Here is a 26,775-nt window from a genome sequence, read left to right as displayed (position 1 = left end):
AATGCTGCCTGGCGGCAGGAGATGCCGCCAGAAAACGCATGCCTTACGCACTTCAAGCCAACTACACGCCTCATCTCGACAAGGCTGCTTGAACTTCGAAGATACTGACTGGTTGTTCAGATCTTCCCTAGTCGTTGATTGGCTTCGGATGTGTTAACAGGCCCTAGTAATTGCGCAGTCGCCTTGGCGATCACGTTTAGCCGTTCAGCCGCATCATCGAATTGGCCGATTGTGCGTTGTCGTCGCCGTTCTTGATGATCTTGACCTGCATTTCGAACTGACGTTGCAGCTGGATCATTTCCACCAGCGCGCCGGCGGCGTCCACGTTGCTGCCTTCCAGCATGCCGCTGTTGATGGTCTTGCCGGTGGCAATCTGGAACGCCTGCGCCGGGTCGGTGCTGGTGTTGCGCATCAGCCCGTCCGGGCGCCGCGTCAAACGGTCGGCGGGGGCATCGACCACCTTCATCTTGCCGACGATGGCCATGGTCTGCGGGCCTTCGCCCTGCGGAATGATCGAGATGCTGCCGTCGCTGCCGATTTCCATCGCCTGGTGCGGCGGAATCGTCATCGGGGCACCGCCCTCATCCAGCACCGCGTGCCCATTGGCAGTGACCAGCTGGCCATTGGCGGTGAGCGCCAACTCGCCGTTGCGGGTGTAGGCCTCACTGCCGTCGGGCGACTGCACCGACAGCCAGCGGTCCTGTTGCAGCGACACATCCAGCGGGTTGCCGGTGACCTGTTGATGGCCCTGGCTGCGATCGAAGCCCTGGTCTACATGCAGCGCATCGATCCGCGACGGATAACCCTTGCCCTGGATCTTGAACGCCTCGGTGTTGGCCAACGCGGCCTTGAACCCCACCGTATCGACGTTGGCGAGATTGTGCGACACGGTGCCCTGCGCCTGCAGGGAGGCGCGGGCGCCGGTCATCGCAACGTAGAGAGCTTTGTCCATGGGGCACCGGGATTCGAGAGTCGGGATTCGGGATTCGTAAAAGCAGGGTTGCTGCGAGTGGAGAGAAGGGAGGCGGGGCCGGTATCCGAATGACGCAATACCGGCTCCTGCCAATCCCTAATCTCCAATCACCAATCCCGGCTTATCGGATATTAATGATCGTCTGGGTGACCTGATCCTGGGTCGAGATCATCTGCGAGTTGGCCTGGAAGTTGCGCTGGGCCACGATCATGTTCACCAGCTGCTCGGTCAGGTCCACCGTGGAGGCTTCCAGCGAGCCGGATTCGATCTGGCCCAGGTCCGAGGTGTCCGGCGCACCGGTGCGGGCGGCGCCGGAGGTGTAGCTCTCGGCCCACATGTTGTTGCCCTGCGACTGCAGACCCTGCGGGTTGACGAAGCTGCTCAGCGCGACCTGGCCCAGCGGCTTGTCGGCGCCGTTTGAGTAGCGCGCGAACACCACGCCGCTGGTATCGATGCTGATTTCGTTGAGCTTGCCGCTGGCGTAACCGTCCTGGCGGGTGTCGCGCAGTGCGAACGCTTCGCCGTACTGGGTCGAGCCACTGACGTTGAGCTGCATGTTCAGCACGCCGGCGCCGGTGCTCGGGGTGAACGGGTCCATCGCGATGATGCCGTTGGCCGGGGTGGTCAGCGCGCCGGTGTCGGAGAACTGCAGCGTGGTGGCTGCGCCGACCGCGGTGCCGTCCACGTAGTTGTGCACCTGCCATTCGTTCGGGTTGGCGGTCTTGACGAAGTAGGAGGTCTGCACATGGCTGACGCCCAGCGAATCGTAGACGTTGATGCCGCCGGTGGAATGGCTATAGGTCTTGTCGTCGGCCGGGTTGAACGGGGTCACCGTCGGTGCGGTGGCATTACCGGGCAGAGTGAAGGCCAGGTTGACCGTGGAGGTCGACTTGGGCGGGCTGTCGGTGGTCAGCAACTGCAGGTCCGACAAACGGCCCACGTCGAAACCATTGCCGCTGGGGTTGGGCGCGAACACCTGCAGGCGTGCGCCCTGCGGGTTGATCACATAGCCGTTGGCATCGGTCTGGAAGTTGCCGGCGCGGGTGTACATCTTGGCGCCGTTGGAGGACACGGTGAAGAAGCCTTCGCCGGAAACCGCCAGGTCCAGGCTGCGCCCGGTCGGGTCGATATTGCCCTGCGAAAACTGCTGCGCCACATTGCTGACGCGCACGCCCGAACCCACCGCATTGCGCGACAGACCATAGCTGGTGCTCTGGAACATGTCGGCAAACTCGGCGCGCGATTCCTTGAAACCGGTCGTGTTGACGTTGGCGATGTTGTTGGAAGTCACGTTCAGATCGGCATTGGCTGCGTTGATGCCGGACAACGAGGTATTGAAAGCCATGGATGAGGTCCTTTAAGTGTCGGTTGCCGGCTCAGCTGACGCGGAGCACGTTGGCGAGCGGGGAAGTGCCTAGCCCGGTCAGGTTGAGATACAGGCCATCGGAGCCGATCGTGACGCTGTCCACCGGTGCGTCCACGTAGGTGGCCAATTTGCTTTTGGCACCGGCGGTGTCGGTCTGGGTGGCGGTGACGCCGTATTTGCCGGCGGCCATGCGGTTGCCGTTGGCATCGGTGCCGTCCCAGGCGAACGACACCTCACCGGCGGCACTGGATGGCACGCTGAGCTGTTTGACGAAGGTGCCGTTGGCGTCGGTGATTTCGAAGTTGACCGTGCCGGCCGCTGTTGCGGCGACCACGCCCTTGGCCGAGTTGGTGGCGTCGATGGACACCTGCGCCGACGGCACCAGCACGTTGTGGCCGACCAGCGCCGCGCCCTTGAGCACCTGATCGCTGCTTTGCGATGCAGAAAAATTGCTGACCTTGGTATTGAGATCGCCAATGCCCTGCACAGTGGAGAACTGCGCCAACTGGCCAAGAAACGCGCTGTTTTCCATCGGTTTGAGCGGGTCCTGGTGCTGCAGCTGCTCGGTCATCAACTTGAGGAAGTCGGCCTGGCCGAGCGCCTCTTCCTTCTTGGCGACGGTGCTGCTGGTGCTCAGGCCGAGCGTTTTATAGAGGTCACTGCCGATCGTGCTCATCTGGAAAGGTCCGTTAGTAAAGGTCAGCTAAGAAGGGTCAGCGACCCATCGTGAGGGTCGCGAGCGCCAGTTCCTTGGCGGTATTGAGCATTTCCACGCCGGCCTGGTAGTTGCGCGAGGCCGAGATCATGTTGACCATCTGCGCCACCGGGTCCACGTCGGGCGAGAACACGTAGCCGTCGGCATCGGCCAGCGGATGGCCGGGCTCGTAGCGACGGATCGGCGGTGCGTTGGTGGTGGTGATCTCCTTGACGTTTACCGAGGTCAGGCTGGGATCCTGGCGGTTCTGCTGGGCCTGGAAGATCGGCTCGATCGGCTTGTAGGTCGCCTCGGCCGAGCCTGCGACAGAGTCCGCATTGGCCAGGTTGGAGGCGATCGTGCTCAGCCGGACCGATTGCGCATGCAGCGCAGAGCCGGCCACATCGAAGATGGGAAGATTGCTCATGACTTATTGGCCCGTGATCGCGGTGAGCATCGAGCGCACCTTGGATTCGAGGAAGCTCAGCGAGGCGCGATATTCCAGCGCGGCGCGGCCGTAGGCTGCACGTTCGGCGTCGGCATCGACGGTGTTGCCGTCCAGGCTGGGCTGATCGGATTCGCGGGTGATCTGGAACGGGTTGAGCCCGCCGCTGCTGCCGATTTCGTAATGCTTGGCGTCGGTGGTCTGCATCAGACTGCCGTCGCGCACGCCTTCGGCGGATTTCAGCGCGGCCTCGAAGTCCATGTCCTTGGCCTTGTAGCCAGGGGTGTCCACATTGCTCAGATTGCTGGCAATGAGCTTCATGCGCTGCTCGCGCAGCGGCAGAGCATCGCCGTGGATGCCGAGGAAGGACGAAATGGAGTTGGACACGGTGCTCTCCCGCGAAGTGTTACCAGGGAGAAAGCAAAGTTTGTGCCAATCGAGGTGGTACGGGCCGCAGAACGCGAAGAATGATCGGTGCTGCCGACGGACGGCGCCTTGGCCGTCCGCGAAACGCGATGGACCTGTGTCCGTCACGACGGTGGTTCAATCAAGCGCGCCAAGCCGAAGGTTCGGCATTACCTGAGGCGGTCTGGCGTCGGCAGGTGTCAATTCAAAAGCGCGTGGACGCACCGACCACTTCTATGACGCGGAGCCCTTTGCAGCCCGGCGCGACGCCTTGTTGCTGCTGTCGGCTCGTATCCAGCAGCCGATTGGCCTGATCAGGCCGCTTCGGCGACCACTTTCAGGCGCGCCAACACATAATCGGCCAATTCGTGGGCGCTGTACTTGGCCACGAAGGCATTGGCGCCGACCTGTTCGACCATGGCGTTGTTGAACACACCCGACAACGAGGTATGCAACAGCACGTACAGGCCTTGCAGTCCCGGCGTGCGCCGGATTTCCGTCGTCAAGGTGTAGCCATCCATCGCCGGCATTTCGATGTCGGAGATCACCATCGCGTAGCGGTCGGCCGGATTCTCGCCTGACGCTGCCACCTGCAAGAGATGGTCCAGCGCCTGGCGGCCGTCAGACAACAAGGTTGCCGCGACGCCGAGCTGGTCGAGCACGCTGCGGATCTGCTGACGCGCCACCCGCGAATCGTCCACCACCAGCACCTGGAACTGCCGGTCGTAGGCAACTAGCTGCAGCGAGGGATCCAGCTGCACGTCCTTGCTGACCTTGGCGATGTCGGCGAGCACGCTTTCCACGTCGATCACCTGGATCAACTCACCCTGGAAGCGCGTTACCGCCGTCAAATAAGTGGCTTCGGCGCCAAGTTCCGGCGGCGGATGGATATCTTCCACCGCAATATTGACGATGCGCTCCACGCCGCTGACCAGAAAGCCCTGGACCGAGCGATTGAACTCGGCCACCACCAGATAGCCAGGGCCGTTTTCGGAAAGCGTGTCGCGCTCCGGGTGGCCGATGGCCAGGCCCAAGTCCAGCACCGGCACCGAGCGCCCGCGCACGTCGGCAACGCCGGCGAACTCGGTCGGCAGGCCGGGTACCTGAAACAGGTCCGGGCGGCGCAGCACTTCCTGCACCTTGAAGACGTTCACGCCAAAAAGCTGGCGCCCGCCCAGCCGGAACAGCAGCAGGGCCAGTCGGTTGTGGCCAGCCAGACGGGTGCGCTGGTCGATGCGGTTGAGCAGATCGTGGGTCATGGGGCAGATATCGACAGGGTGGCCCAATAACTTGAGGGGGGCTTTGCAGGCTGCGGAGTGCCACCGGGATTCGGGAATCGGGATTGGGGATTCGCTCAAGCGCTGGGATGGGGTGATTCGGGATTCGGGATTGGCTCAAAGGCGTGCACTAGCGAGTGGTCAGGCCGCTGCTGCTTCTGCGTCCTTGAAAGCTTAAGTGACAATTGGTCGGATAGAGGCAGTGGGTGAAAGGGCCTTGGCAACGAGTAAACGAATCACCAGCCAAGCCGCTTTTACGAATCCCCAATCCCGAATCCCCAATCCCGGCAAAAAACAGGCACACCTCTTGCACTGTCTGTTCCGTCTTCCTCCGGATCTGGTCCCATGCGCCTGCTACTGCTTGTCATTCTGTTGGCTGCCGCTCCGGCCTGGGCCCAGAGCTACCAGTCTGTCGATTCCATCCGTGCTGCGGCGCTTGCCACCGTTGGTCCCGATGCCGAGGCCGAGGCCACGCTCGATCCGGGCCTGCGCATGCCGGCCTGTCCGATTGCGCTGCAGGCGCAGCCCACCGGGACCAACACGGTCGAAGTGGCTTGCCCGCAGCCGGCCGGCTGGCGTCTGTTCGTGCCGCTCAAGGTGCGTCGCAATCAGGACGTGCTGGTGTTGCGCCGCGGCATCAGCGCTGGAGAAACCATCTCGCTGGCCGATATCAGTATCGAGAAACGCGATGCCGCGCGCATTGTCGGCGCGGTACTGGCCGATCCGGTGGCTGCGGTGGGCAAGACGGCCCGGCGCATCCTGCCGGCCGGGTCGCTGCTGTCTTCGAACGATCTGGTCACCCAGCGGCTGGTGCGGCGCGGCGATACGGTGCCGCTGGTGTCGCGCAACGGCGGTCTGGAAGTGCGCATGAGCGGTCGCGCCTTGTCAGATGCCGGCGAAAACGAGCGCGTCTCGGTGGAAAACTCGTCCTCGCGCCGGGTGGTGCAGGGAATCGTCGAAGCGAGCGGGACCGTTGTGGTGTCCAGATAGAAATTCGCTATAAAGTTTTTTTTTGGCATGCCGTTATCCCCTACGACCTGTAGAGGAGTTCCTGACATGACCCAGAAAATCGAAGGCAATCTACCGACCGCCGCCACCCTTCGTACCGCCGCCACAAGTAGCAAGATCGCTTCGGCCGGTGAAGACCGCGCGTCCCCGATTGCAGCACTTCCGCCCACCGACAGCGTCAAGCTGACCGGCGAGGCCACCAACCTGCAGAACTTGCAGCGCACGCTTTCGCAGTCCTCGGCGATCGACACCGGTCGCGTCCAGGCCGTGAAGGAGTCGTTGCAGAACGGCAGCTATTCCATCAACCCGGATGCCATCGCCAGCCGCATGATGGATCTGAATCAGCAACTGGCGGGTTAATCCCCAGCCGAAAGGATGAACGTGAACGAGTTCCTGCAACGTCTCAGCGACGCGCTGGCCGGCGAACGCCAGGCATTACTCGAGAACGACATCGATGGGTTGATGCGGCATACGCAAGACAAGCTCTCGGCACTGCGCGCGCTGGAAGCGCGAATGCCCGAAGGCGAAGAAGCGCGTCTGCGCGAACTGGCCGAAGCCAATCGCGCCAACGGCGCGCTGCTGGCACGCCGGCGTCGCGAAGTGAACTGGGCGCTGCGTCACCTGGGCCGCACCGAGAGTGCACCGTCCTATGACGCCAAGGGTCAATCGAGCGTACTGCGTGGCGGGCGTTCGCTGGCAGTGGCTTGAGCGATTAACCTCGCGTAGAGCGTGTGTGCGCGTTGTCCAGCGCACATGCGTCGCGCAATCCGATCTGCCCGGCGTGCCAGATCGTGGCGTTGCGCAATACGGCGCGTAGGCGGTTGGGCGTATATTGACGCGTCTTCTACGCCGCCTCTTCCCGTGACTGCCAAGTTTTTTCTCAATCAGACCCTATTGCCGTCTTCGGACATGCTGCGCGCCTTCGGCGACCAGATGCTCGAGGGCGTATTGCTGTTCCGCGCAGACGGGCAGCTGATTCTGGCCAACGCCATCGCGCGCCAAAGCCTGTGCAAGGAAGACCCCGACGACGATCGCAATCTCGGCGAGCGGATCTCGCAGGTCTTGCCGTCAGACGCCCTCAATCAGGCGCGTAGCAAGGGCACCTGGACCGGCAGCTTGCCGGTCGGCGACCGCGTGGTCATCGCGCATCTGTACTACAACGAAGAGCAGGGCGTCGGGCACTTTCTGGCGTTGTTTCACAACATCGAAGGCCAGCAGGATTACGAGCGCGAGCTGCAGCAGCGCCACGCCGAATTGCGCCAGGCCTACCTGCGTTTGAATGGTGCACAGGACAAACTGCTGCAATCGGAAAAGATGGCCTCCATCGGCCAGCTCGCTGCGGGCGTGGCGCACGAAATCAATAATCCGATCGGTTATGTGCACTCCAACCTGGGCAGCCTGCAGGAATATCTGCGCAGCCTGTTCACACTGATCGAAGCCTACGAGCGCGCGCTGCAGGCGCCGGATCCAAAGGCGCTGATTCCCGAAATCGACGAGATCCGCAACCGCGCCGATATCGACTTCATCAGCCGCGATCTGCCGCAGCTGATGGCCGAGTCGCGCGAAGGCATCGAACGGGTGACCCGCATCGTGCGCGACCTCAAGGACTTCTCGTATTCGGACCGTTCCGAGTCGTGGAAGATGGTGGACCTGCACGCCGGTCTCGAATCCACGATCAACATCATCTGGAACGAGCTCAAGTACAAGGTGACCCTGGAGCGCAATTACGCCGAGCTACCGCTGGTGGAATGCCTGCCGTCCGAGCTCAATCAGGTCTATATGAACATGCTGCTCAACGCCGGCCAGGCGATTGTCGAGCGCGGCACGATTACCGTCACCACCGGCCGCGACGAGGCCGAAAACGTCTGGATCCAGTTCCAGGACACCGGCGCCGGCATCGCCCCGGACCTGATGCAACGCATCTTCGACCCATTCTTTACCACCAAACCGGTCGGCAGCGGCACTGGTCTGGGCCTGTCGATTTCCTACGGCATCATCAACAAGCACCACGGCCGTATCGACGTCGAAAGCACACCGGGGCAGGGCGCGAGTTTCCGCATCGTGTTGCCGGTGCGGCAGCCGCGGTAGCGCTGGCGCGCTGGGATTGTGATTCGGGATTAGGGATTGGGGATTGGCAAGAGCAGCTTTGCGGCGCGCTTGCGGTTTGCTTTAGCAAATCCCCGGTTGCAGCTCCCGACTATCGCTGCCGGCTTTAACCAATCCCAAATCCCCAATCCCAAATCCCTATTCCCGGCCGTTCCGCAACTCATCGTGCGTGCGGAAGGCCTGACGAATGTGCTCGCGCAGTTCGTCGTCGTTCCAGGGTTTGGTCAGGAAGCGGTAGATCGCGCCGCGGTTGATCGCCTCGGTCACGGTGGCCAGATCTGTGTAGCCAGAGAGCACCAGGCGCACGGTGTCGGGGTAGAGCATCTTGACCCGGCCCAGGAACTCGGTGCCGCTCATGTCGCTCATGCGCTGGTCGGACAGGATCACCTGCACGTCGTTGGTGGCGAGCAGGTCGAAGGCATCGCGGACATTGCCGGCGGCCAGGATCCGGTAGCCGTCGCGGCGGAACAGGCGCACCAGCGAGCGCAGCACGTTTTCTTCGTCGTCCAGCAGCAACAGCGTGCGGTCGGGGCGGCTTTCGGCAAACGATTCCGGGCGCAGATAGCGGCGACGTAACGCCATGCCTGCCGACTCGGCCGACATCGGTTCGCCGAACAGATAACCCTGGAAGATGTCGCAATCGTTGCGACGCAGAAAGCCCAGCTGCGCCTGCGATTCCACACCGTTGGCGATCACCGTCATGCCGAGCTGGTGGCCCATCGCGATGATCGCGCGCGCAATTGCCGCCTCGCGGCTGCCGGCTGGTGCGCTCTTGATGAAGCTGCGATCGATCTTGAGTCGATCCACCGGATACCGCACCAGCGCGCTCAGGCTGGAATCGCCGGTGCCGAAATTGTCCAGACTCAGGCTGATGCCTTCGTTGCGCAGGTTGGCCATCGTCTCGTGGACGAAGTTGACGTTGTTGGTCAACGCGCTTTCGTTGATTTCCAGCGTGACGAATTGCGCTGGCACGCCAGCGGTCTGCAACATGCCCATGACTTCGTTGAAGAAGCCCGGGCGCAGCAACTGCAACGTGGACACATTCACCGCAATGCTGAAGTCGTCGAACCCCTGGTCGCGCCACAGACGTGCCTGGCGCACCGCGTTCTGCAGCACCCATTCGCCGATCTGCACGATCACGCCCAGGCGCTCGGCGGTGCGCATGAAACGCTCCGGCACCAGCATGCCCAACGTCGGCGATTGCCACCGCAGCAAAGCTTCCATGCCCACGATGCGGCCGTCGCGTGCGCTCACCAGCGGCTGATAGCGCAGACGCAGCTCGCCATGCGGAATCGCATCCACGATCTGCCGCGCGATGATGCTTTCGCTATGCGCACTGGTGGTCGAGTTACGCGTGTACAGCCGCACCGTGTTGCCGCCTTCGCGCGCGGCCTGGTAGCTGGCTTCCTCGGCGTAATCGAGCAGGATCGACAGCGAGCTCGAGTGTTCCGGGCACAGGCTAATGCCGACCTTGCCGGTCATGAACAAGGTGTACGGCAACACCGACAACGGCAATTCCAGCTGCTGGCGGATCTCTTCGGCGAAATCTTCCGGCAATGGGGTGTCTTCGCGACGCACCGCCACCACCACCATTTCATCGCTGCCGTGACGCCACAACTTGCCGCGCGCGCCAAGGAAATCCTGCAGCCGTCGCGCGACCAGCGTCAGCGCCTGATCGCCGACCTCGGCACTCATGTTCTCGTTGATCGAGGCAAAGTGATCGATATCGATATGGAACACCATCAATGGCGGGCCGCCGGATGCGGCAGCGTCCACCAGATGCAGCAGTTCGGGATTGCCTGCGCCCAGGCGCGTGGGTTTGACGATTTCCAATCCAGGCGGAATAACCGGGCTCCACATGACTCAACGTCCACCATCGTCGTGGACGGACTCGCCGACCGGGTGATAGGGCAGGCGCAACGTCACGCGCGTGCCTGCTCCGGGGGCTGATTCTATCGCGAGCGCGCCGCCGACGGTTTGCGCACGCTCACGCATCACGATCAGCCCAAGACCGCGCGGGCCTTCGGGTTCGAAGCCATCGCCGTCATCGCTCACTTCCAGGCGAAAGCTCTGGCTGTCGATTGTCTGCAGGCTCATGCGCACTTCGCCCGCGCACGCATGCCGCAACGCATTGGTGAGGCTTTCCTGCGCGATGCGAAAACACGCCTGTTCGATTTCGTTGCCGGGGCGTACGTCCAGGGCCTGGATATCCAGTTCCAGGTGCACCTGCGAGGCGCGGAACAACATCGAGGCTTGCCAACGCAGCGCCGCTTCCAGACCCAGTGCATCGAGTTGTGGCGGGCGCAACAGCATCGACAGATTGCGCAGCTTGGTCACCGTGCTGTCGGCCAGCGACACCACCTCGAGCAGATCCTCGCGACGCGCGGCCGGGTCAAGCTCGTCCAGCGCCGCATGTGCGGATAGCTTCATCGCGGTGATCGCCTGGCCGATATCGTCGTGCAGATCGCGCGAGATCGCGCGGCGCTCGTCTTCCTGCAACGAGAACAACCGCTTTGCCATCGCCTGCAGTTCGGCATTGCTTTCGGCTAGGGCGTCGCGCATACGCTCGGGTTCGCTCAAATCACGCACCACCAGCAATTTGCAGGCGCGCCCGCCGTAGCGGATATCGCCAGCTGACAAGCCGGCATAAAAGGTGCTGCCATCGCGACGGCGCATCGCCCGTGCGCTGGACACCGGTTCGTTGCGGTCGCTGCCTGCGCGCAGATACTCGCGCACGATCGGCAGATCGTGCTCGCCGACCAGCGTCTGCAACGGTTCACCCAGAATGGTCTCGCCCTGGAAGCCGAATTGCGTCGAGCCTGCCGCATTGGCATACATCACGTGCTCGTCGGCCAGGATCAGCACACCATCGGGTAGCACACGCACCAGCTCGCGGAACTGTTCCTCGCGCTCGCGCAGAAGGCGCCGCGATTGTTCGCGCTCGCTCACATCCTGCAGCGTGCCGTGGATATGGCGTGCGCCGCTCGTCGTGGTGACGCTCTCGGCACGCAGGTGCACGGTGCGCGGCTGCGAGTCGCCGCCAGTGAGCGGTAGCAGCACATCGATCTGCACCTGCCCACCAGTGCACATGTCTTCGATCATCCGTTCGATGCGTGCCTGGGTGGCGGTATCCGAGGCGGTCAGCAATTCTTCCAGCCGATGTTCGCGGCGATGCATCGGCACGCTGCGACCGAGCAACCGATACACCGCCGGCGAATAACGGCCCAGACCGGTGGCGCGATCCAGCTGCCACGAGCCCAGCCGCGCGATGCCTTGCGCTTCTTCCAGCCGCTCAAGCGCTTCGTCGCGCAGGTGCTGCGCCTGGCGCTCCTCGCTGCGGTCCACGGTGACCACCAGGCGGGCAGGGCCGCTGGCCAGATGCAGCTGATTGCTGCGGATCTCGACATGGCGCGGGCCGCTGCGGGTCAGCAGATCCTCGTGCAGGGTGCAGGTGTCGTCGCCCTTGGCACGGATCTGGGTGATGATTTCTTCCAGGCGCACGCCGTCGGCATTGGGCCAGATCGCCTGCAACGTCTGCTGCAGAAATTCGTCGCGCTCCCAGCCGAAGAATTCCAGCGCTGCCGGGTTGGCATCCAGGATGCGCAGCGTGGCCAGGTCGTAGATCAGGGCCGGGCTGGGCAGGGCGAGGAACTTAGCCTGCAGCAGTGCCTCGGATTGCGCCAGCTGGGCGTGCTCTTCCACGATCAGCGCGACAAAGCGGCGCAGCACCAGATGGATCACGATGCTCGATACCACCAGAAAGCTCGCATCCGACCAGCGCTCCGGCATGGCGGCGCCGGCCAGGTGCAGCAGCCGGTTGCCCAGCAGCAACCACACCACACCAGTCAGCAGATACAGCCCTGTCAGCGTCCACAGACCCTGTTGCAGGCGTTCGGCGAGGCGAAGTCGGGAAACGGGGGCGGACGAAAACGCGGGCGCGGCAACGGGATCAGGCATGGGTCCGCGAACGACCTTTGGAGCGGGCGATGCAGCCATCTTAGCCGTAACTCGGCCCGGTTCGGTCGTGCCGCAAACAGGTACCTCAACTAATTGCCAAAACGGCCGTTATCCATTGCGACTCCGAGGCAGGGGTCGATTCTTCGGAGTGTTCCAGAGTGGACTCAGGCGTCATTGCAAGCATGCTGCAGCACCCGTTGACCTCAGCGGTGGTGTTGTTGGATGCGCATGGTCAGCCTCTGGCGGCCAACCGCGTTGCGCAGTCGCTTGGATTGCCGGCAACCCTTGGTTCCTATGCCGAAGTTCTGGAAAGCAGCCGAGCCCAGGTGGCCGATAACGGCGGCATGGCGGCCTGCGTGCTGCCGGGCACCGGCGGCGGGCGTCTGGAAGGTTGGTTGCGCGCAGTCTGCGACGAACACGGCCAGGTGATGGCCTTCACGCTGAGCATTCCCGAGCCGGTGGGCGCCGATGGCACCAGCCGCTGGGAAATGGGTCTGGACAGCGCCGATCACGGTTTGTGGGATTGGGATATTCCTGCCGACGTGGTGTACCGCTCGGAGCGCGGGACCCGCATGCTCGGTTACTTAGAGCAGCCGCTGCCGAACAATCTCACCGCCTTGTCCGGGTTGATTCATCCCGACGACCATGCGCTGGTCAGTGCCGCCGTACAGGCGCACCTGGATGGGCGCACCGATACCTATGTGGCCGAATTCCGCTTGCGTCAGAGCGATGGCCAGTGGCGCTGGATCCTCGATCGCGGCCGCGTGGTCTCGCGGACCGCCGACGGCCGCCCGCTGCGCATGGTCGGCACGCATACCGACGTGCATCACCACAAATTGCTCGAGCAGCAGCTGCGCGAGCAGCAGGCCCAGCTCGAAGATGCCCAGCGTATTGCCAGCATGGGCAGCTGGAGCTTGGACACGCTCAAAGACGCGTTGTGGGTCTCGCCCGATTTCCTGCAGCAGCTCGGCATGACCCAGGTACGGCTGCAGAGCATTCGCGACATCCTGCGTCTGCTCGGCCGGCCCTCGATTGCGCAGTTGCGCAGCGCCTGGCGCAAGATCAAGCACGAAGGCATGCCGATGCATTTCGAGCTGGAAATCAATGGCCTTGCCGGCATCAATCCGCATCATCTGCGGGTGTGGGCACAGCCGGTCTTCGACGGCGACGGCACCATGGTGCGCCTGCTCGGCCAGCTGCAGAACGTCACCGAGCAACGTCAGACCGACGCGCTGATCCGCTGGCGCACCGAGTTGCTCAATCGCGTCTCTGCGCTGGGTAAGATCGGCGGCTGCGAGATCGAGGTCGATACCCGGCGCATGCAGTGGACCGAGGAGTGCTATCGCATTCATGGCCTGCGCAAGGAAAACATCACCCTGGAGCAGGCGCTGTCGCTGTACACCCAGGATTCGCGCGACGCCTTCGAAGCGGCGCTGCTGCGGATTTCCGATGGCGGCCTCCCCGAGCAGCTGGAGCTGTGTTTCTACCGCAACTCCGGCCAGCGCGTGTGGGTGCAGGTACTGATCGAGCTGGACCGTCGCGAAGGCCTGCCGCCGCGTTTTGTCGCTTTATTTCGCGATGTCACCCGCGAACGCGAAGCCAACGAGCGCATCGAGCTGCTGGCGCACTACGACCGTCTGACCGGCTTGCCGAATCGCTTTCTGCTGCGCGAGCAGGCAGAGAACGCGATTCGCGAAGCACACGAGCGCGGTCAGGTGCTGGCGATGCTGCTGATCGATCTGGATGGCTTCAAGAGCATCAACGATTCGTTCGGCCATGCCACCGGTGACAACCTGCTCAAGCTGGCGTCTTCGCGCCTGCATCAGCATTTGCGCAACAGTGATCTGTTTGGTCGCTTCAGCGACGACGAATTCATCGTGCTGCTGCGCGATCTGGGCGAGCCGGAAGATGCCGGCCACGTGGCACGCAAGTTGATCAGCGCGCTGGGCGAGCCGCTGCGCAAGGACCACGTCACTCTCAAGCTCGGTGCCAGCATCGGGATTGCGCTGCAAGGCGATGGCCTGTCGGATTTCGATAGCCTGCTGCGCGCCGCCGATGCGGCGATGTACGCGGCCAAGGAATCCGGCCGCAACACCTTCCATTACTACAGCCAGGACGTGCTGCTGCGTGCGCAGCGCCGCTTGGAGCTGGAGCACGCGCTGCAGGGCGCGCTCGAGCGCGAAGAATTCACGCTGGTCTACCAGCCGCTGGTCAACACGGTCGGCGATACCTCGCCGGCGATCGAAGCGCTGATGCGCTGGAATCGTCCAGGTCATGGTCCCTGTAGCCCGGTCGAGTTCATTCCGATCGCCGAGGAATGCGGCGAAATCGTGCGCCTGGGCGAATGGGTCATCGGCGAAGCCTGCCGGCAAGCCGTTGTCTGGGACCGCGCCGGGCTCAATTTCAGCCGCATCGCGGTCAATGTGTCTGCGGTGCAGCTGCGCGAGCGCGGCTTTGCCGAGCGTGTGCTGGAAATCTGCCGCGACAACGGCTGGTCGCCGTCGCGGCTTGAGCTGGAACTGACCGAGTCCGCATTGATCCGCGATTCGGATTCGCTGCGCCGCTGCTTCGAGCTGTTCGAACAGAACGGTGTGCTGCTGGCGGTAGACGATTTCGGTACCGGCTTCTCGAATCTGCACTATCTCAACCGTTTCCCGGTGCAGCGCCTGAAGATCGACCGCAGCTTCGTGCAAGGCATGCTCGACGACGCCAACACGGCCGAAGTCACCCAGGCCATCGTGCATCTGGGCCATGCACTGGGTATGCAGGTGGTCGCCGAAGGTGTGGAAACGGTGCAGGAAGACGCATTGCTACGCCTGCAGGGTTGCGACGAGATCCAGGGTTACTTCTACTCACGCCCATTGTCGCCACGCGACATGGCGCAGTGGCTGCGCGAAGCCGAAGCCGGCATGCGCCTTGGCGCTCGTCTGGTCGTCGCCAACTGACGCAGTTGTGTTGCATCGCCTGCATCTAGAGCGGCCAATAAGACTACTGCGGAGCCGCCAGGCGGGTGCTGCCGGTGCTTGGAATCGGCATCTACCACTCATGCATTCCGGTTCGCCTGCGCCTTCCACGCCTACCCTGATGACTGCTCGCCACGTTTTCGTGAGCCGCTGCTGGTCAGTCGAGGCGCGACGCCCTTACCAGCGCCAAGCAGCTAATCAGCGGTCTATAACTGATCTATCGAGCTATCGAGTCGTAGCGTCGTTTGGCTAAGATCAAAAGTTGAGTCAGTCGAGGGCGCGATGCCCTCACCGCTCGCGGGACGCGCCGCAAGTACGTCCATGTAGGCTCGGTGGCGGCATCCATGCCGCCACACGGTCCCGCAATCGGTGAGGACACCGCACCAGGACGTTTGTAGGTTGTTTCGCTGAAAGTCTGCCTGATGCTTGACTTGCTTGGGATGCTGATCAGACGAGCCGTTATCCGAACATTGCACGTCGTACATTGCTTGCAACCATGCACACCGACCATCTCGACTGGTCCTTGCCCGCCCACCGTCGCGGGACCTTACGCGGCATGGATGCCGTGTAAGAGCCTACATGGACGTACTTGCGGCGTGTCCTGCGATGGTGGGCGGGCAAGGGCCCTGCAGCCAAACCGCAGATCATCCGCTCTACGACCGATCTATCCGCAGTCTCCAACAGCGTGAAGAAAACGGAGATGTCGAATCCTAGCAGCGCTTAGATGCAAAAAACGCTTGGTCAATCGAAGGCCCTACAACCAAGCCGCAGATCAGCCGCTCCGCAACAACACATTGCGAGCGTCTAATACCCCCAAGAAAACCAAGATCTCACGGCTTTTTTATCGCGAGCAAGCACCCATCTCGCAAGCGCACTCGCGCGCAGGAGGTGTCGTGCCACATCGTTCCCATGACATCGCAGCGATCGAAGCATCAAGTCGTGTCGTGTCGCAGAAGTCGCAGAGCAGGTGGGCAGGGGAGACGTCACCCTGATGCTGCAATCGAAAGGTGCTGCGTGGTTCAGAGCCAGGCTTGTCGGCACCGCCTAACCCATCATCGATAACTCAGGCAGTCACGACAACCAGCGGGGCGCCTGCCGAGGCACGCCCCGCCGTTTCGACATCAGCGTCCGGACACGCTGACCGCAGCACCGTCCAGGCCCAGATCCCAGGCCACGGTGGCGAACAGCAATTCTTCTTCGCTGCTGCTACGGCGCGGATGGATCAATGCCTGCACCTCCGCACGTGCCGCACATTCCAGCCGTTCCAACGCAGCCGGCATGCGCACGCGTCGCGGCGTGGGGCGGGCAGCATCGCTCTGCGCGATGCGCTCGGCCTGTGCGGCCGCAACGACCGCTGATTCCAGCACGGCGGTGGGTCTATCGACGGTCGGGGTGAGAAGCGTCATGAGCGGAACACCAGGTCGTTGCGGAACGACAAATCCCCGGGGAGGCCGGGGAATGTCGGGAGTCAGAGAGTGCGTGGCATCGGTCTTAGAACAACTCGACCGTGCCTGCACCCATACCTTGCTGTGCAACCGGCTTGTGCGGCGGGCGTTCCCACTCCACACGCATGTCGCGCAGGCGGTTGGACACCTTGGCCAGCGCGGCGACCAGATCGCTGTCATACACGCCGCCATTGCGATGCAGCAGTTCCTGCAGCGCCACCGCTTCACGGTTGATCGCGGTGAGGCGATCGAGGTGAGTGTGGATGCCGCTCAGCGTCTGCGTGGCGATGTCCTCGAACTGCAGGGCACGCACGGCTTCGGCCACGCTACCGTCGATGGAGCGTGCGCACTCGGAGATTTCGCGCATGCCATCGCCCAACGAGGCGTTGATCTGAGCGACATTCTCCAGCATCGCCGCCGATTCATGGCGGGCTTCGCGGGAACGATCCATGTGGCGCGAGGCCAGCTGCGAGACCGTTTCACGCACCTTGGAGATCGATTCCTTGGAGCTATGCGCCAGCTTGCGGATCTGTTCGTTGAAGGTGGTGGAACGCTCCGACAGGTTGCGCACCTCGTCGGCGACCACCGCGAAGCCACGACCGGCTTCACCGGCACGTGCTGCTTCGATGGCGGCGTTCAAGGCCAGCAGGTTTGTCTGGTCGGCAATCGACTTGACGTCTTCCAGCAGTGCGAAGATGCCATCCAGGTGCTGCGCCATCTCATCGATGTGATGCACCGTGTTGGTACTTTGGCCGCTCACCTGTTCCAGCGCTTCCACCAATTGCTCCATGCGGGAGCTGGCGTGCTGGGCGAAGCGGGCGACGTCGACGCCGGCGCTGCCATCGTCACCGGCACGGTCGACGATGCGGGCCAGTGCCTGGCTTTGCTGACGCGACTTGCGGTTCATCGCTTCGAAGCTGCCACCCAGACCGGACACGGCCTGGCGGATCAGTTCGCGGGCACGCTCGACTTCCGAGCGCGAACCGTCGACTTCGTTGCTGACGAACGTACGCAGTTCGTTGAGCAGTTGATCCTGCTCGCGCAGGATGCGGGTCTGGTCAGGATTACGCCGGAACTGGGAATACGTCACCCAGGCAGCGAAAACCAACCAACTAAGGGTCATGGTCGCCAGGATCGCCCAGCGCACCGAAGCGGGCCAGTCGAATCCGACAGCGAAGGGAAACAGCAAGGTCAGAGCCAAAGGGGCGGCTAGACGGATCAGTGGAAGTGAATACATGGGCGTTCTCGGCAGAGTCACGGTTGCTGTATCGGCCGTACCCCCTTTGTCTTTAGCGACGATCGCCACATCGTCTCGCCCATTCAACCGCTGTTGACGCGCGCCAGCGGCCGCTAGCGCACGCGTCAAAGCATGTTTGTCGCGGAACTCAACGCAGCGCGCGGTCCACCGCTTCGAGCATTGCGCGCTTGGCAAACAGAAAATCCCACAGGCTGCCACCCATCTGGCGCCACAACACCGCCGAGCGGACCGCTGCCAGCAGCAAGGCGCGGATTTCTGCGACTACGCCGGCCTGGCCCAGATAATGCGGGTTGCCTTGCACCATCACCTTGGGGCGCAAGTGGCTGATGGTCTGCGCATACAGCGCCCCCAGCGCGCTCAGCACGTCGGGGTGGCCACTGTCGCCCAGGGTCTGTGCCTGACGCGCCGCAGCCTCGATCCCGTTAGACACGGTGGTGACGGTGGCGGTGTCGCGCACGAAGCGGCGCTCCAGTTGCAGCACCGCCAGCGCCAGCCGCGGCAGCACCTCGTCCTGGCCCTGATTGCGGAAATAGTTGTGCAGCAGCCGCAGGCCTGGCGCCAGGTCGGTTGGCGAGCCGTACACAGCTTCGGGCGACGACGCGTCCACCCGGAATACGCTATCCATGGCGGTGCGCACCGTCGCAGCCTCCGAATGCCCGGTTTCGGCGATCCGCCGCACCTGCTGCAAGGCCTGGGCGACGCCGGCCAGCGCCAGCACACGGTGATCCATGGAAGAACTCATCAAGCCACTACCTCGGGTAAAAAAGAAGATCCCGCCAATTGGCGTTCCATCGGTGCATCGGTGGCCGCAATGACTGCGCCCCCCAGGCATTCTTCGCCGTCGTACAACACCAGCGACTGCCCCGGCGTCACCGCACGCTGCGGCCGCTCGAAACGCACCTGCACGCTGCCATCGTCGCGCACCTCCACCGTGCACGGTTCATCGGGCTGCCGGTAGCGCGTCTGTGCGGTGCAACTGAAGCTGCGCGCCGGCGGTGCCCCGGTGACCCAATGCGCCTGCTCGGACTGTAGCCAGTGCGATTGCAGCAGCGGGCTGTCGCGGTCCTGATCGACGTACAACACGTTGCTCGCCACATCCTTGCCCACCACATACCACGGCGCCGCAGCACGCCCACGCACGCCGCCGATGTTCAGGCCTTCGCGTTGACCCAGGGTGAAATAGAACACCCCCGGATGTTCGGCGATGCGCTGCCCCTGCGGGTCGCGGATCTCGCCGGTGCGCGCGGGCAGATAACGGCCCAGGAACTCGCGAAAGTCGCGCTCGCCGATGAAGCAGATGCCGGTGGAATCCTTCTTGGCATGCGTCGGCAGCCTGGCGTCCTGGGCGATCCGGCGCAGCGTACTTTTTTCCAGGTCGCCGATCGGAAACAACGTCGCCGCCAGCTGGGTCTGACCCAGTTGATGCAGGAAATAGCTCTGATCCTTGCCGCGATCGGCACCGCGCAACAACCGCCAACGCCCGCCGCTGTGCGCCACCCGCGCGTAGTGACCGGTGGCGATGCGTTCGGCGCCCAGCGCCTGGGCCGCATCCAGAAAATGCTTGAACTTCACTTCGCGGTTGCACAGCACGTCCGGGTTCGGCGTGCGCCCGGCTGCGTATTCGGCCAGAAAATGCTCGAACACACCGCCCCAGTACTCGCTGGAAAAATCGCGGAAGTGGAACGGAATGCCGAGCACCCCGCACACCGCCACCGCATCACGACGATCATCTTCGGCGCGGCAATCGCCGCTGCTGTCGTCGGCCCAGTTCTGCATGAACAGCCCGGCGATCGACTCGCCTTGCTGGGCAAGCCGCCAGGCGGCCACCGACGAATCCACGCCGCCGGATACGCCAACGATGATGCGCGGCGTACTCATCCGACGTGCCGCACCAACGCCAACGGATAGCGCTGACCTGCCAGATAATCTTTCACCACGTCCCACACCAGCGGACTACGTAGCCGGCCGGCCGCGCTGTGTAGTTCTTCCGGAGTCATCCACAGTGCGCGCACCACCCCGGTATCGAGGCTGCGGTCGGGGTGGTGGGTCAGCGCATCGGCGACGAAGGCAAAGCGCAGAAAACACTGGCCGCTTGGCGCCACCCACTGGTAGGTGCCGATGAACTGGGTCAGCTGCACATCCCAGCCGGTCTCTTCCAGGGTCTCGCGCACCGCTGCGTCCAGCAAACTTTCGTTCGGCTCCAGATGTCCGGCCGGCTGATTCAATAGCAGGCGGCCGCCGATGGTCTCCTCCACCTGCAGAAAGCGCCCGTCGCGCACCACCACAGTGGCGACGGTGACATCCGGATGCCAGCGTTCTACGGGCGTGTTCATCGACATTGGCTCCGGCGGATGGAAAACCGGCGCGCAGCATCCGCACTCGCCACGATCACAACCCGTCTCACAGCTCGGCTCAGACGATCAGGCGTACCAAGCCGCGGCGCGGATCGTTGCGTAGTGGAGGCGCACGACGGTGCTAGCGGCAGCGCGGTCACGGAATCGGTCATCAAGGGCCAGCCAGGGAATCGGAGACAAATTGTGCGGGCCGCGGCGCAAATCGTCCAATGCGCGCAACGATGAACCGTATAATGGTCACATGCCTCGTAATACTACGCACGAACACGATCACGGCCTGATGGTCGAAGCCAGCAAGCCTGAAGTGGCGCCACCGCCGCGTTATCAGGTGCTTCTGCTGAACGATGACTACACCCCGATGGACTTCGTGGTGACCGTTCTGGAGCAGTTTTTCAACCTGAGCCTGGAGCAGGCGACCCAGGTCATGCTGCATGTCCATACCCGTGGGCGCGGTGTCTGCGGGGTCTACAGCCGCGAGGTCGCCGAGTCAAAAGTGGCGCAGGTCAACGAGTTTTCGCGGATGAACCAGCATCCGCTGCTGTGCACGATGGAGCAGACCTGAGTTCGGTCAGGGATCATTCCAGCAGTGCAACACTGTGGCTGCAATCACATACTAACGCCGTCTGAACATGCCTATCCGATAGGGTTGTGGTAAATCCCAACAAAAGCCGCATATTGTTGGCAACAGCCGTTCGGAGTTACCAATGTTCAGCAAAGACCTAGAGCAAACCATCGGCCAGTGCTACAAGCGAGCACGCGAGGCGCGTCATGAATTCATGACCGTCGAGCACCTGCTTCTCTCGCTGCTGGACAACCCTTCCGCCCAGGCCGTCCTCAAGGCCTGCGGTGCGGACCAGGTGCGTTTGCACAACGACCTGGAACAGGCGATCGAGGCCTCGGTCTCGCGCCTGGCAGAAGACGATGGCCGCGATACGCAGCCGACCCTTGGCTTCCAGCGGGTGCTGCAGCGCGCTGTCTATCACGTGCAGTCCTCTGGCAAGAAGGAAGTCACCGGCGCCAATGTGCTGGTCGCGATCTTCGGCGAAAAAGACTCGCACGCGGTGTATTTCCTGAATCAGCAGGACATCACCCGCCTGGACATCGTCAATTACCTCTCGCACGGCATTGCCAAGCTCGGTGAAGACGGCGAGCAGCCGTCCGCGTCTGACGGCGAGCCCAAGAGCGAAGGTGGGGAAGGCGAGGCCAAGGGCGATGCGCTGGCCGAGTTCGCCACCAACCTCAACGAGCAGGCCCGTAACGGCAAGATCGACCCATTGGTCGGTCGTGCCGACGAAATCGAGCGCACCATCCAGGTGCTGTGCCGCCGGCGCAAGAACAACCCGCTGTACGTGGGCGAAGCCGGCGTGGGCAAGACCGCGATCGCCGAAGGCCTGGCCAAGCGCATCGTCGACAACGACGTGCCCGAGGTGCTCGCCGAGGCGGTCATCTTCTCGCTCGACCTGGGCGCGTTGGTGGCTGGCACCAAGTACCGCGGCGACTTCGAAAAGCGCCTCAAGGGCGTGCTCGCGGCGCTGAAGAAGGTGCCGAATGCGGTGCTGTTCATCGACGAGATCCACACCATCATCGGTGCGGGTTCTGCGTCGGGCGGCACCATGGATGCGTCCAATCTGATCAAGCCGGCGCTGTCGTCTGGCGAGCTGCGTTGCATCGGTTCGACCACGTTCCAGGAATACCGCGGAATCTTCGAAAAAGACCGTGCGCTGGCACGTCGCTTCCAGAAGATCGACATCGTCGAGCCGACCGTGGGCGAGACCTTTGAAATCCTGCAGGGCCTCAAGCCCAAGTATGAAGCGCACCACGGCGTGACCTACGCCGACGACGCGCTGCAGGCCGCCGTGGATCTGTCGGTCAAGCACATCGGCGATCGGTTGCTGCCCGATAAGGCGATCGACGTGATCGATGAAGCCGGTGCCCGTCAGCGCCTGCTGCCGGAAGGCAAGCGCAAGGAGCTGATCGACATCGAAGAGATCGAGACCATCGTCGCTAAGATGGCGCGGATTCCGGCCAAGCAGGTCAGCGCGACCGACAAGGACGTGCTGCAGCATCTGGAGCGCAATCTAAAAATGGTGATCTTCGGCCAGAACCCGGCGATCGAGACGCTGGCCGGCTCGATCAAGCTGGCGCGCTCGGGCCTAGCCAATCCGGAAAAGCCGATCGGCAACTTCCTGTTTGCCGGCCCCACCGGCGTGGGCAAGACCGAAGTGACCAAGCAGCTTGCGCTGCAGCTGGGCATTGAGCTGGTGCGCTTCGATATGTCCGAGTACATGGAAGCGCATTCGATCAGCCGCCTGATCGGCGCGCCTCCGGGCTATGTCGGTTTCGACCAGGGCGGCCTGCTGACCGAGAAGGTGGTCAAGACGCCGCACTGCGTGCTGCTGCTGGACGAGGTGGAGAAGGCGCATCCGGACATCTTCAACATCCTGTTGCAGGTCATGGATCGCGGGATCCTCACCGACACCAACGGGCGGGAGGCGAACTTCAAGAACGTGATCCTGGTGATGACGACCAATGCCGGTGCCACGCAGGCATCGCGGCGCTCGATCGGCTTTACCAAGCAGGATCATTCCACCGATGCGATGGAGTCGATCCGTCGCGGGTTCACGCCCGAGTTCCGCAACCGCCTGGATGCGATCGTGCAGTTCCAGCCGCTGGGCTTCGACCATATCCTGCGGGTGGTGGACAAGTTCATCATCGAACTGGAAATGCTGTTGCAGGAAAAGCACGTCTCGCTGTCGGCAACCCCGACCGCGCGCGACTGGCTGGCCCAGCATGGTTTCGATCCGCTGATGGGTGCACGCCCGATGTCGCGCGTGATCCAGGAGAAGATCAAGCGCCCGCTGGCCGACGAATTGTTGTTCGGCAAGCTGATCGCTGGTGGCCGGGTCAACATCGACGTCAAGGATGGCGAGCTGGTGGTGGAAGCGCATCCGGAACCGGAGCGTTTGCTGCCGGCCACTGTCGACTGATCGCGTTGCGGTCTTGAAACGAAAAAGCCGCTCATTCGAGCGGCTTTTTTTGTGTCTGCGGCATCTATCGCGCTCGTCTCCGCCACACAAATCGTAGGTACGACAAAAAGCGGCCAATGGCCGCCTTGCGTCTCACACCAGAACCGCTTACTTCATGCGGTAGGTAATACGACCCTTGGTCAGGTCGTAGGGAGTCATCTCAACTTTGACCCGGTCGCCGGTCAGGATGCGGATGTAGTTCTTGCGCATACGGCCGGAGATATGGGCGATGATTTCATGCCCGTTTTCCAGCTTGACCCGGAACGTGGTGTTGGGGAGCGTCTCGCTGACGCTGCCTTCGAATTCAATGGAGTCGTCTTTCGACATGTAATCCTGTGCAATCACGGCTGGCCCGGGAGGGCCGTAAGGGACAGCATTTTACGCTCCATCTCCCCGGGGTGCAAATTTTATGTTAAGCGGACGTCAGCGAGCGCGCTGGCAGGCCGCTCGCCGTAGCGCTCGGACCAGTTGCCGGGCAGCGCAGGTTGGGCGACCTGTCGCCGCACCTGCTGCAGGAACTGCGCGCGTGGCAGGCGTTGCGCGCCCAGGCGCATCAGGTGCGGATTCTCCACCTGCGCATCGATCAGTGGCCATCCGCAGCCATGCAGATACTCAGCGAGCGCTGCCAGCGCCACCTTCGAGCCGCCGCTTTCGGCACTGAACATGCTTTCGCCGAAAAACATCTGGCCGATCGCCACGCCGTAGATGCCGCCAACCAAACGCGCACCATCGAACACTTCCAGCGAGTGCGCGTGGCCCAGGCGGTGCAGTTCGATGTAGGCCTGCTGCATCGGCGTGGTGATCCAGGTGCCGTGCTGGCCTGCACGCGGCACCGATGCGCAGGCGTTGATTACCTGCGCAAAGGCAGTGTCGGCACGCACGGTCCAGGTGCTGCTGCGCAGCTCGCGCCGAAAGCGCGAGGACAGATGCACGGCATCGGTACGAAAGACCGTGCGCGGATCCGGGCTCCACCACAGGATCGGCTGGTCGTCGGAGAACCACGGGAATACGCCGTGCGCATACGCATTGAGCAACCGCTGCGGCGACAGATCGCCGCCGAGTGCGAGCAAGCCGTCCGGTTCGCGCAAAGCGTGTTCGACGGGCGGAAACGGCGCGGCAGGATCGGCGTCAAGCAGGTAGGGAAGGGGGCGCGACATGCGGAGAGTTTAGAGCCTGCCATGCGGTTCGCACTGAGGACGCTTGTAAATCGGCTGCACTCACGTGACGACATCGTCGTGTGTTGTCAGCGACTCTCAGCCGAAGAGCGCAGTGCGCTCTCGCAGCCATCAGGCACGCATGACGACTGCGTCCGTCGCGACGCGTCAGGCATGCGGGTCAACCGCGCGGCATTAATCACGGAATGGGCTGTGCTCGAACAGCTCACGCGCATGTTGGGCGACAGCCTCGCGCTCATCCGCGCACCATTGCGCCAGCGGTTCGCGAAAGGCAGGGTCGGCGATCCAGTGGCGGCTGCGTACCAGCGTCGGCAAAAAGCCCCGCGCGATCTTGTGTTGGCCCTGAGCGCCCGGTTCGAACCGGCTCAGGCCTTCGCGCAGGCAATATTCGATGCCTTGGTAATAGCAGGTTTCGAAGTGCAGGCCCGGTAGCGCTTCGCCGCCCCAGTAGCGGCCGTAGAGCGTGTCGTGGCCTCGCAGGCACAGCGCGCCGGCAATTGGGTGTCCGTCCAGTTCGGCCAGAAACATCACCAGTTGACGTGGCAGGTGCTGGGCCAGGTGTCGCAGGAATTCCGGCGTCAAAGCCGGCGAGTTGCCGTATTCGTTGAAGGTCTTGAGGTAGAAGCCGTACATCGCGTCCAGATCGGCAGCGCTGGCTTCGTCGCCGTGCACCACGCGCAACTGCACGCCGGCGCGCTGCACCTTGGTGCGCTCCTGACGAATGTTCTTGCGCCGCTTGTGGTCCATCGCCGCCAGGAAACTTTCGAAATCGCTCCAGCCGCTGGCGTTGTGCCAGTGGTATTGCAGATCGTTGCGCTCCAGCCAGTCGGCATCGAACGCGGCGTCTTCGTCGACTGGGTAGAAATTCACGTGGGCCGACGACAGCCCGCTGCGCTCCACCAGTTCGCGCATCGCCGCGAGCAACTGCGGGCGCCATTGCGCCGCGCCAAGCAGGCGAGGGCCGGTCACCGGCGAGTAGGGCACGCCGCACAGCCACTTGGGGAAGTACTCCTGCCCGTAGCGCGCATAGGCGTGCGCCCAGGCGTGATCGAACACGAATTCGCCGTGCGAGTTGTTCTTCAAATATCCCGGCGCAGCGGCGACCAGCGTGTCGCCGTCCCACAACGTCAGGTGCAACGGGTTCCAGCCCCAATCCGGGCGTAGGCAGCCCTCGCGTTCGAGACCTTGCAGGAAGGCATAGGACACGAAGGGATGGGTGCCGTCGTGCAGCGCATCCCAGGCGCCGGCCGGAAGCTCGTCCAGTCGGCGGCACCAGCGGGCGGTCACGCTCATGCGTGCGGCCCGCGGGGAGCTAGGCTGCCCGCACGGCGCGGCCGGCGGTCAGCCACCTCAGGCGCTCTTGTCGAGATAACGCTCGGCATCCAGCGCGGCCATGCAGCCGAAGCCGGCCGAGGTGATCGCCTGGCGGTAGTGCTGGTCGGCGACATCGCCTGCGGCGAACACGCCGGCCACCGAGGTCTCGGTCGCCGCGCCGTTCAGGCCGGAGCGGATTTCCAGGTAGCCGTTATTCATCGCCAGCTGGCCGTCGAACAGCTGGGTGTTGGGATGGTGGCCGATGGCGACGAAGAAGCCGTGCGCAACGATCTCGCGAGTGCTGCCGTCGATGGTGGACTTGACCCGCACGCCGGTGACGCCTGCATCGTTGCCCAACACTTCGTCGATGGCGTGGTGCCAGACGGTTTCGATCTTGCCGGCGGCAACCTTGGCGAACAGCTTGTCCTGCATGATCTTTTCGGCGCGCAGCGTGTCGCGGCGGTGCACCAGATAGACCTTGCGGGCGATGTTGGACAGGTACAGCGCTTCTTCGACTGCGGTATTGCCGCCGCCGACCACGACCACGTCCTGGTCCTTGTAGAAGAACCCGTCGCAGGTGGCGCAGGCGGACACGCCGCGGCCCTTGAAGGCTTCTTCGCTGGGGATGCCCAGGTACTTGGCGGTGGCACCGGTGGCGATCACCAGCGCGTCGCAGGTGTACTCGGCGCCGTCGCCGCTCAGGCGGAACGGGCGCTGCGAGAGATCGGCGGTGTGGATATGATCGAAGATCACTTCGGTCTCGAAGCGCTCTGCATGCGCCTGCATGCGGCTCATCAGGTCCGGGCCCATCAGGCCATGGGGGTCGCCCGGCCAGTTGTCGACCTCGGTGGTGGTCATCAGCTGACCGCCCTGCTGCAGGCCGGTGATCACCACCGGCTTGAGGTTGGCGCGCGCGGCATAGACCGCGGCGGTCCAGCCGGCCGGGCCGGAGCCCAGGATCAGCAGGCGGGAATGCTTGGCGGGACTGGCAGATGAGGCGCTCATGTAT

24 protein-coding genes and 1 other RNA gene are annotated in these 26,775 nt (G+C 63.3%); 8 read left to right on the top strand and 17 right to left on the bottom strand.

The window, feature by feature from the left end; all coding sequences use genetic code 11:
* Positions 1–196: 196 nt before the first annotated feature.
* The 6 genes from flgF to ABS769_RS13060 form a co-directional block, all read right to left on the bottom strand.
* Positions 197–952 carry a flagellar basal-body rod protein FlgF gene (flgF, locus tag ABS769_RS13085; RefSeq protein WP_006450210.1) on the bottom strand — a complete coding sequence of 252 codons (756 nt, stop codon included), beginning with the start codon at positions 950–952 and terminating at the stop codon, positions 197–199.
* 142 nt (positions 953–1,094) lie between these two features.
* Positions 1,095–2,318: a flagellar hook protein FlgE gene (gene flgE, locus ABS769_RS13080; protein ID WP_317062069.1), complete on the bottom strand. Its 1,224-nt coding sequence runs from the start codon at positions 2,316–2,318 to the stop codon at positions 1,095–1,097.
* 31 nt (positions 2,319–2,349) lie between these two features.
* A complete protein-coding gene (locus ABS769_RS13075) occupies positions 2,350–3,015 on the bottom strand; it encodes a flagellar hook capping FlgD N-terminal domain-containing protein (protein WP_023903961.1) in 666 nt (221 codons plus the stop codon).
* Between the two features lie 37 nt (positions 3,016–3,052).
* On the bottom strand, positions 3,053–3,460 hold the full coding sequence (gene flgC, locus ABS769_RS13070; protein ID WP_023903962.1) for a flagellar basal body rod protein FlgC: 408 nt from the start codon (positions 3,458–3,460) through the stop codon (positions 3,053–3,055).
* Between the two features lie 3 nt (positions 3,461–3,463).
* Entirely contained in the window at positions 3,464–3,865 is a 402-nt protein-coding gene (gene flgB / locus ABS769_RS13065; RefSeq protein WP_023903963.1) for a flagellar basal body rod protein FlgB, read from the bottom strand.
* A gap of 332 nt (positions 3,866–4,197) precedes the next feature.
* Positions 4,198–5,142, bottom strand: a complete 945-nt coding sequence (locus tag ABS769_RS13060) for a chemotaxis protein (RefSeq protein WP_006450205.1) — start codon at positions 5,140–5,142, stop codon at positions 4,198–4,200.
* 363 nt (positions 5,143–5,505) lie between these two features.
* Here ABS769_RS13060 and flgA point away from each other — a divergent pair, with 363 nt between their 5' ends.
* The 4 genes from flgA (at position 5,506) to ABS769_RS13040 (ending at position 8,256) form a co-directional block, all read left to right on the top strand.
* A complete protein-coding gene (gene flgA / locus ABS769_RS13055) occupies positions 5,506–6,150 on the top strand; it encodes a flagellar basal body P-ring formation chaperone FlgA (RefSeq protein WP_006450204.1) in 645 nt (214 codons plus the stop codon).
* A 66-nt stretch (positions 6,151–6,216) separates the two neighbouring features.
* Positions 6,217–6,528 carry a flagellar biosynthesis anti-sigma factor FlgM gene (gene flgM / locus ABS769_RS13050; protein ID WP_006450203.1) on the top strand — a complete coding sequence of 104 codons (312 nt, stop codon included), beginning with the start codon at positions 6,217–6,219 and terminating at the stop codon, positions 6,526–6,528.
* Between the two features lie 15 nt (positions 6,529–6,543).
* Positions 6,544–6,876, top strand: coding sequence for a flagellar protein FlgN (locus ABS769_RS13045; RefSeq protein WP_006450202.1), 333 nt, complete (start codon positions 6,544–6,546; stop codon positions 6,874–6,876).
* A 153-nt stretch (positions 6,877–7,029) separates the two neighbouring features.
* Positions 7,030–8,256, top strand: a complete 1,227-nt coding sequence (locus tag ABS769_RS13040; protein WP_268211637.1) for an ATP-binding protein — start codon at positions 7,030–7,032, stop codon at positions 8,254–8,256.
* 156 nt (positions 8,257–8,412) lie between these two features.
* On the opposite strand, the gene ABS769_RS13035 is transcribed toward ABS769_RS13040, so the two are convergent.
* On the bottom strand, positions 8,413–10,134 hold the full coding sequence (locus ABS769_RS13035) for an EAL domain-containing protein (RefSeq protein ID WP_006450200.1): 1,722 nt from the start codon (positions 10,132–10,134) through the stop codon (positions 8,413–8,415).
* A gap of 3 nt (positions 10,135–10,137) precedes the next feature.
* Entirely contained in the window at positions 10,138–12,270 is a 2,133-nt protein-coding gene (locus ABS769_RS13030; RefSeq protein WP_080949677.1) for a sensor histidine kinase, read from the bottom strand.
* 119 nt (positions 12,271–12,389) lie between these two features.
* On the opposite strand from ABS769_RS13030, the gene ABS769_RS13025 reads away from it, so the two are divergent.
* Positions 12,390–15,176 (top strand): bifunctional diguanylate cyclase/phosphodiesterase, encoded by a 2,787-nt coding sequence (locus ABS769_RS13025; RefSeq protein ID WP_317062068.1) that lies wholly within the window; start codon positions 12,390–12,392, stop codon positions 15,174–15,176.
* Between the two features lie 89 nt (positions 15,177–15,265).
* Positions 15,266–15,343, top strand: a non-coding RNA gene (locus ABS769_RS13020) — sX9 sRNA.
* A 972-nt stretch (positions 15,344–16,315) separates the two neighbouring features.
* On the opposite strand, the gene ABS769_RS13015 is transcribed toward ABS769_RS13020, so the two are convergent.
* The 5 genes from ABS769_RS13015 to ABS769_RS12995 form a co-directional block, all read right to left on the bottom strand.
* Complete coding sequence (locus tag ABS769_RS13015; protein WP_176340900.1) at positions 16,316–16,600, bottom strand: hypothetical protein; 285 nt, start codon at positions 16,598–16,600, stop codon at positions 16,316–16,318.
* 85 nt (positions 16,601–16,685) lie between these two features.
* Entirely contained in the window at positions 16,686–17,963 is a 1,278-nt protein-coding gene (locus ABS769_RS13010) for a methyl-accepting chemotaxis protein (protein ID WP_317062074.1), read from the bottom strand.
* Positions 17,964–18,024: 61 nt separating this feature from the next.
* Positions 18,025–18,639 carry a high frequency lysogenization protein HflD gene (gene hflD, locus ABS769_RS13005; protein ID WP_023903971.1) on the bottom strand — a complete coding sequence of 205 codons (615 nt, stop codon included), beginning with the start codon at positions 18,637–18,639 and terminating at the stop codon, positions 18,025–18,027.
* Positions 18,639–19,775, bottom strand: a complete 1,137-nt coding sequence (mnmA, locus tag ABS769_RS13000; protein ID WP_317062067.1) for a tRNA 2-thiouridine(34) synthase MnmA — start codon at positions 19,773–19,775, stop codon at positions 18,639–18,641. The genes hflD and mnmA overlap by 1 nt, the downstream gene beginning before the upstream one ends.
* On the bottom strand, positions 19,772–20,230 hold the full coding sequence (locus ABS769_RS12995; protein ID WP_317062066.1) for an NUDIX hydrolase: 459 nt from the start codon (positions 20,228–20,230) through the stop codon (positions 19,772–19,774). Before ABS769_RS12995 ends, mnmA begins: the two co-directional genes overlap by 4 nt.
* A 262-nt stretch (positions 20,231–20,492) precedes the next feature.
* Between ABS769_RS12995 and clpS the strand changes: the two genes are divergently transcribed.
* Together clpS and clpA are read left to right on the top strand one after the other, a co-directional pair.
* The gene (clpS, locus tag ABS769_RS12990; protein WP_043889778.1) at positions 20,493–20,813 is read left to right on the top strand and encodes an ATP-dependent Clp protease adapter ClpS; all 321 of its coding nucleotides are present in this window, start codon (positions 20,493–20,495) and stop codon (positions 20,811–20,813) included.
* Positions 20,814–20,955: 142 nt separating this feature from the next.
* The gene (clpA, locus tag ABS769_RS12985; RefSeq protein ID WP_115038957.1) at positions 20,956–23,238 is read left to right on the top strand and encodes an ATP-dependent Clp protease ATP-binding subunit ClpA; all 2,283 of its coding nucleotides are present in this window, start codon (positions 20,956–20,958) and stop codon (positions 23,236–23,238) included.
* Positions 23,239–23,385: 147 nt separating this feature from the next.
* Here clpA and infA read toward each other — a convergent pair whose 3' ends face one another.
* The 4 genes from infA to trxB form a co-directional block, all read right to left on the bottom strand.
* Positions 23,386–23,604, bottom strand: a complete 219-nt coding sequence (gene infA, locus ABS769_RS12980) for a translation initiation factor IF-1 (protein ID WP_002813418.1) — start codon at positions 23,602–23,604, stop codon at positions 23,386–23,388.
* 80 nt (positions 23,605–23,684) lie between these two features.
* A complete protein-coding gene (gene aat / locus ABS769_RS12975; protein ID WP_317062065.1) occupies positions 23,685–24,434 on the bottom strand; it encodes a leucyl/phenylalanyl-tRNA--protein transferase in 750 nt (249 codons plus the stop codon).
* 192 nt (positions 24,435–24,626) lie between these two features.
* Complete coding sequence (locus ABS769_RS12970; protein ID WP_317062064.1) at positions 24,627–25,745, bottom strand: GNAT family N-acetyltransferase; 1,119 nt, start codon at positions 25,743–25,745, stop codon at positions 24,627–24,629.
* 57 nt (positions 25,746–25,802) lie between these two features.
* Complete coding sequence (gene trxB / locus ABS769_RS12965; protein ID WP_055826724.1) at positions 25,803–26,771, bottom strand: thioredoxin-disulfide reductase; 969 nt, start codon at positions 26,769–26,771, stop codon at positions 25,803–25,805.
* Positions 26,772–26,775 lie beyond the last annotated feature (4 nt).

It is taken from the genome of Xanthomonas hortorum (assembly GCF_040279205.1).
In the GTDB taxonomy this organism is placed as follows: Bacteria; Pseudomonadota; Gammaproteobacteria; order Xanthomonadales; family Xanthomonadaceae; genus Xanthomonas; species Xanthomonas hortorum_F.
The sequence above is the reverse complement of the archived record's forward strand: the minus strand, read 5'-3'. Positions and strand labels throughout refer to the sequence as shown.

Coding starts and splice junctions, on each gene's coding strand:
- flgM (WP_006450203.1), top strand. CDS start 6,217: ATGACCCAGAAAATCGAAGGCAATCTACCGACCGCCGCCACCCTTCGT.
- flgC (WP_023903962.1), bottom strand. CDS start 3,460: ATGAGCAATCTTCCCATCTTCGATGTGGCCGGCTCTGCGCTGCATGCG.
- ABS769_RS12995 (WP_317062066.1), bottom strand. CDS start 20,230: ATGAACACGCCCGTAGAACGCTGGCATCCGGATGTCACCGTCGCCACT.
- ABS769_RS13045 (WP_006450202.1), top strand. CDS start 6,544: ATGAACGTGAACGAGTTCCTGCAACGTCTCAGCGACGCGCTGGCCGGC.
- hflD (WP_023903971.1), bottom strand. CDS start 18,639: ATGAGTTCTTCCATGGATCACCGTGTGCTGGCGCTGGCCGGCGTCGCC.
- mnmA (WP_317062067.1), bottom strand. CDS start 19,775: ATGAGTACGCCGCGCATCATCGTTGGCGTATCCGGCGGCGTGGATTCG.
- flgF (WP_006450210.1), bottom strand. CDS start 952: ATGGACAAAGCTCTCTACGTTGCGATGACCGGCGCCCGCGCCTCCCTG.
- ABS769_RS13060 (WP_006450205.1), bottom strand. CDS start 5,142: ATGACCCACGATCTGCTCAACCGCATCGACCAGCGCACCCGTCTGGCT.
- flgE (WP_317062069.1), bottom strand. CDS start 2,318: ATGGCTTTCAATACCTCGTTGTCCGGCATCAACGCAGCCAATGCCGAT.
- ABS769_RS13015 (WP_176340900.1), bottom strand. CDS start 16,600: ATGACGCTTCTCACCCCGACCGTCGATAGACCCACCGCCGTGCTGGAA.
- ABS769_RS13075 (WP_023903961.1), bottom strand. CDS start 3,015: ATGAGCACGATCGGCAGTGACCTCTATAAAACGCTCGGCCTGAGCACC.
- ABS769_RS12970 (WP_317062064.1), bottom strand. CDS start 25,745: ATGAGCGTGACCGCCCGCTGGTGCCGCCGACTGGACGAGCTTCCGGCC.
- ABS769_RS13030 (WP_080949677.1), bottom strand. CDS start 12,270: ATGGCTGCATCGCCCGCTCCAAAGGTCGTTCGCGGACCCATGCCTGAT.
- aat (WP_317062065.1), bottom strand. CDS start 24,434: ATGTCGCGCCCCCTTCCCTACCTGCTTGACGCCGATCCTGCCGCGCCG.
- infA (WP_002813418.1), bottom strand. CDS start 23,604: ATGTCGAAAGACGACTCCATTGAATTCGAAGGCAGCGTCAGCGAGACG.
- trxB (WP_055826724.1), bottom strand. CDS start 26,771: ATGAGCGCCTCATCTGCCAGTCCCGCCAAGCATTCCCGCCTGCTGATC.
- clpA (WP_115038957.1), top strand. CDS start 20,956: ATGTTCAGCAAAGACCTAGAGCAAACCATCGGCCAGTGCTACAAGCGA.
- clpS (WP_043889778.1), top strand. CDS start 20,493: ATGCCTCGTAATACTACGCACGAACACGATCACGGCCTGATGGTCGAA.
- ABS769_RS13035 (WP_006450200.1), bottom strand. CDS start 10,134: ATGTGGAGCCCGGTTATTCCGCCTGGATTGGAAATCGTCAAACCCACG.
- flgA (WP_006450204.1), top strand. CDS start 5,506: ATGCGCCTGCTACTGCTTGTCATTCTGTTGGCTGCCGCTCCGGCCTGG.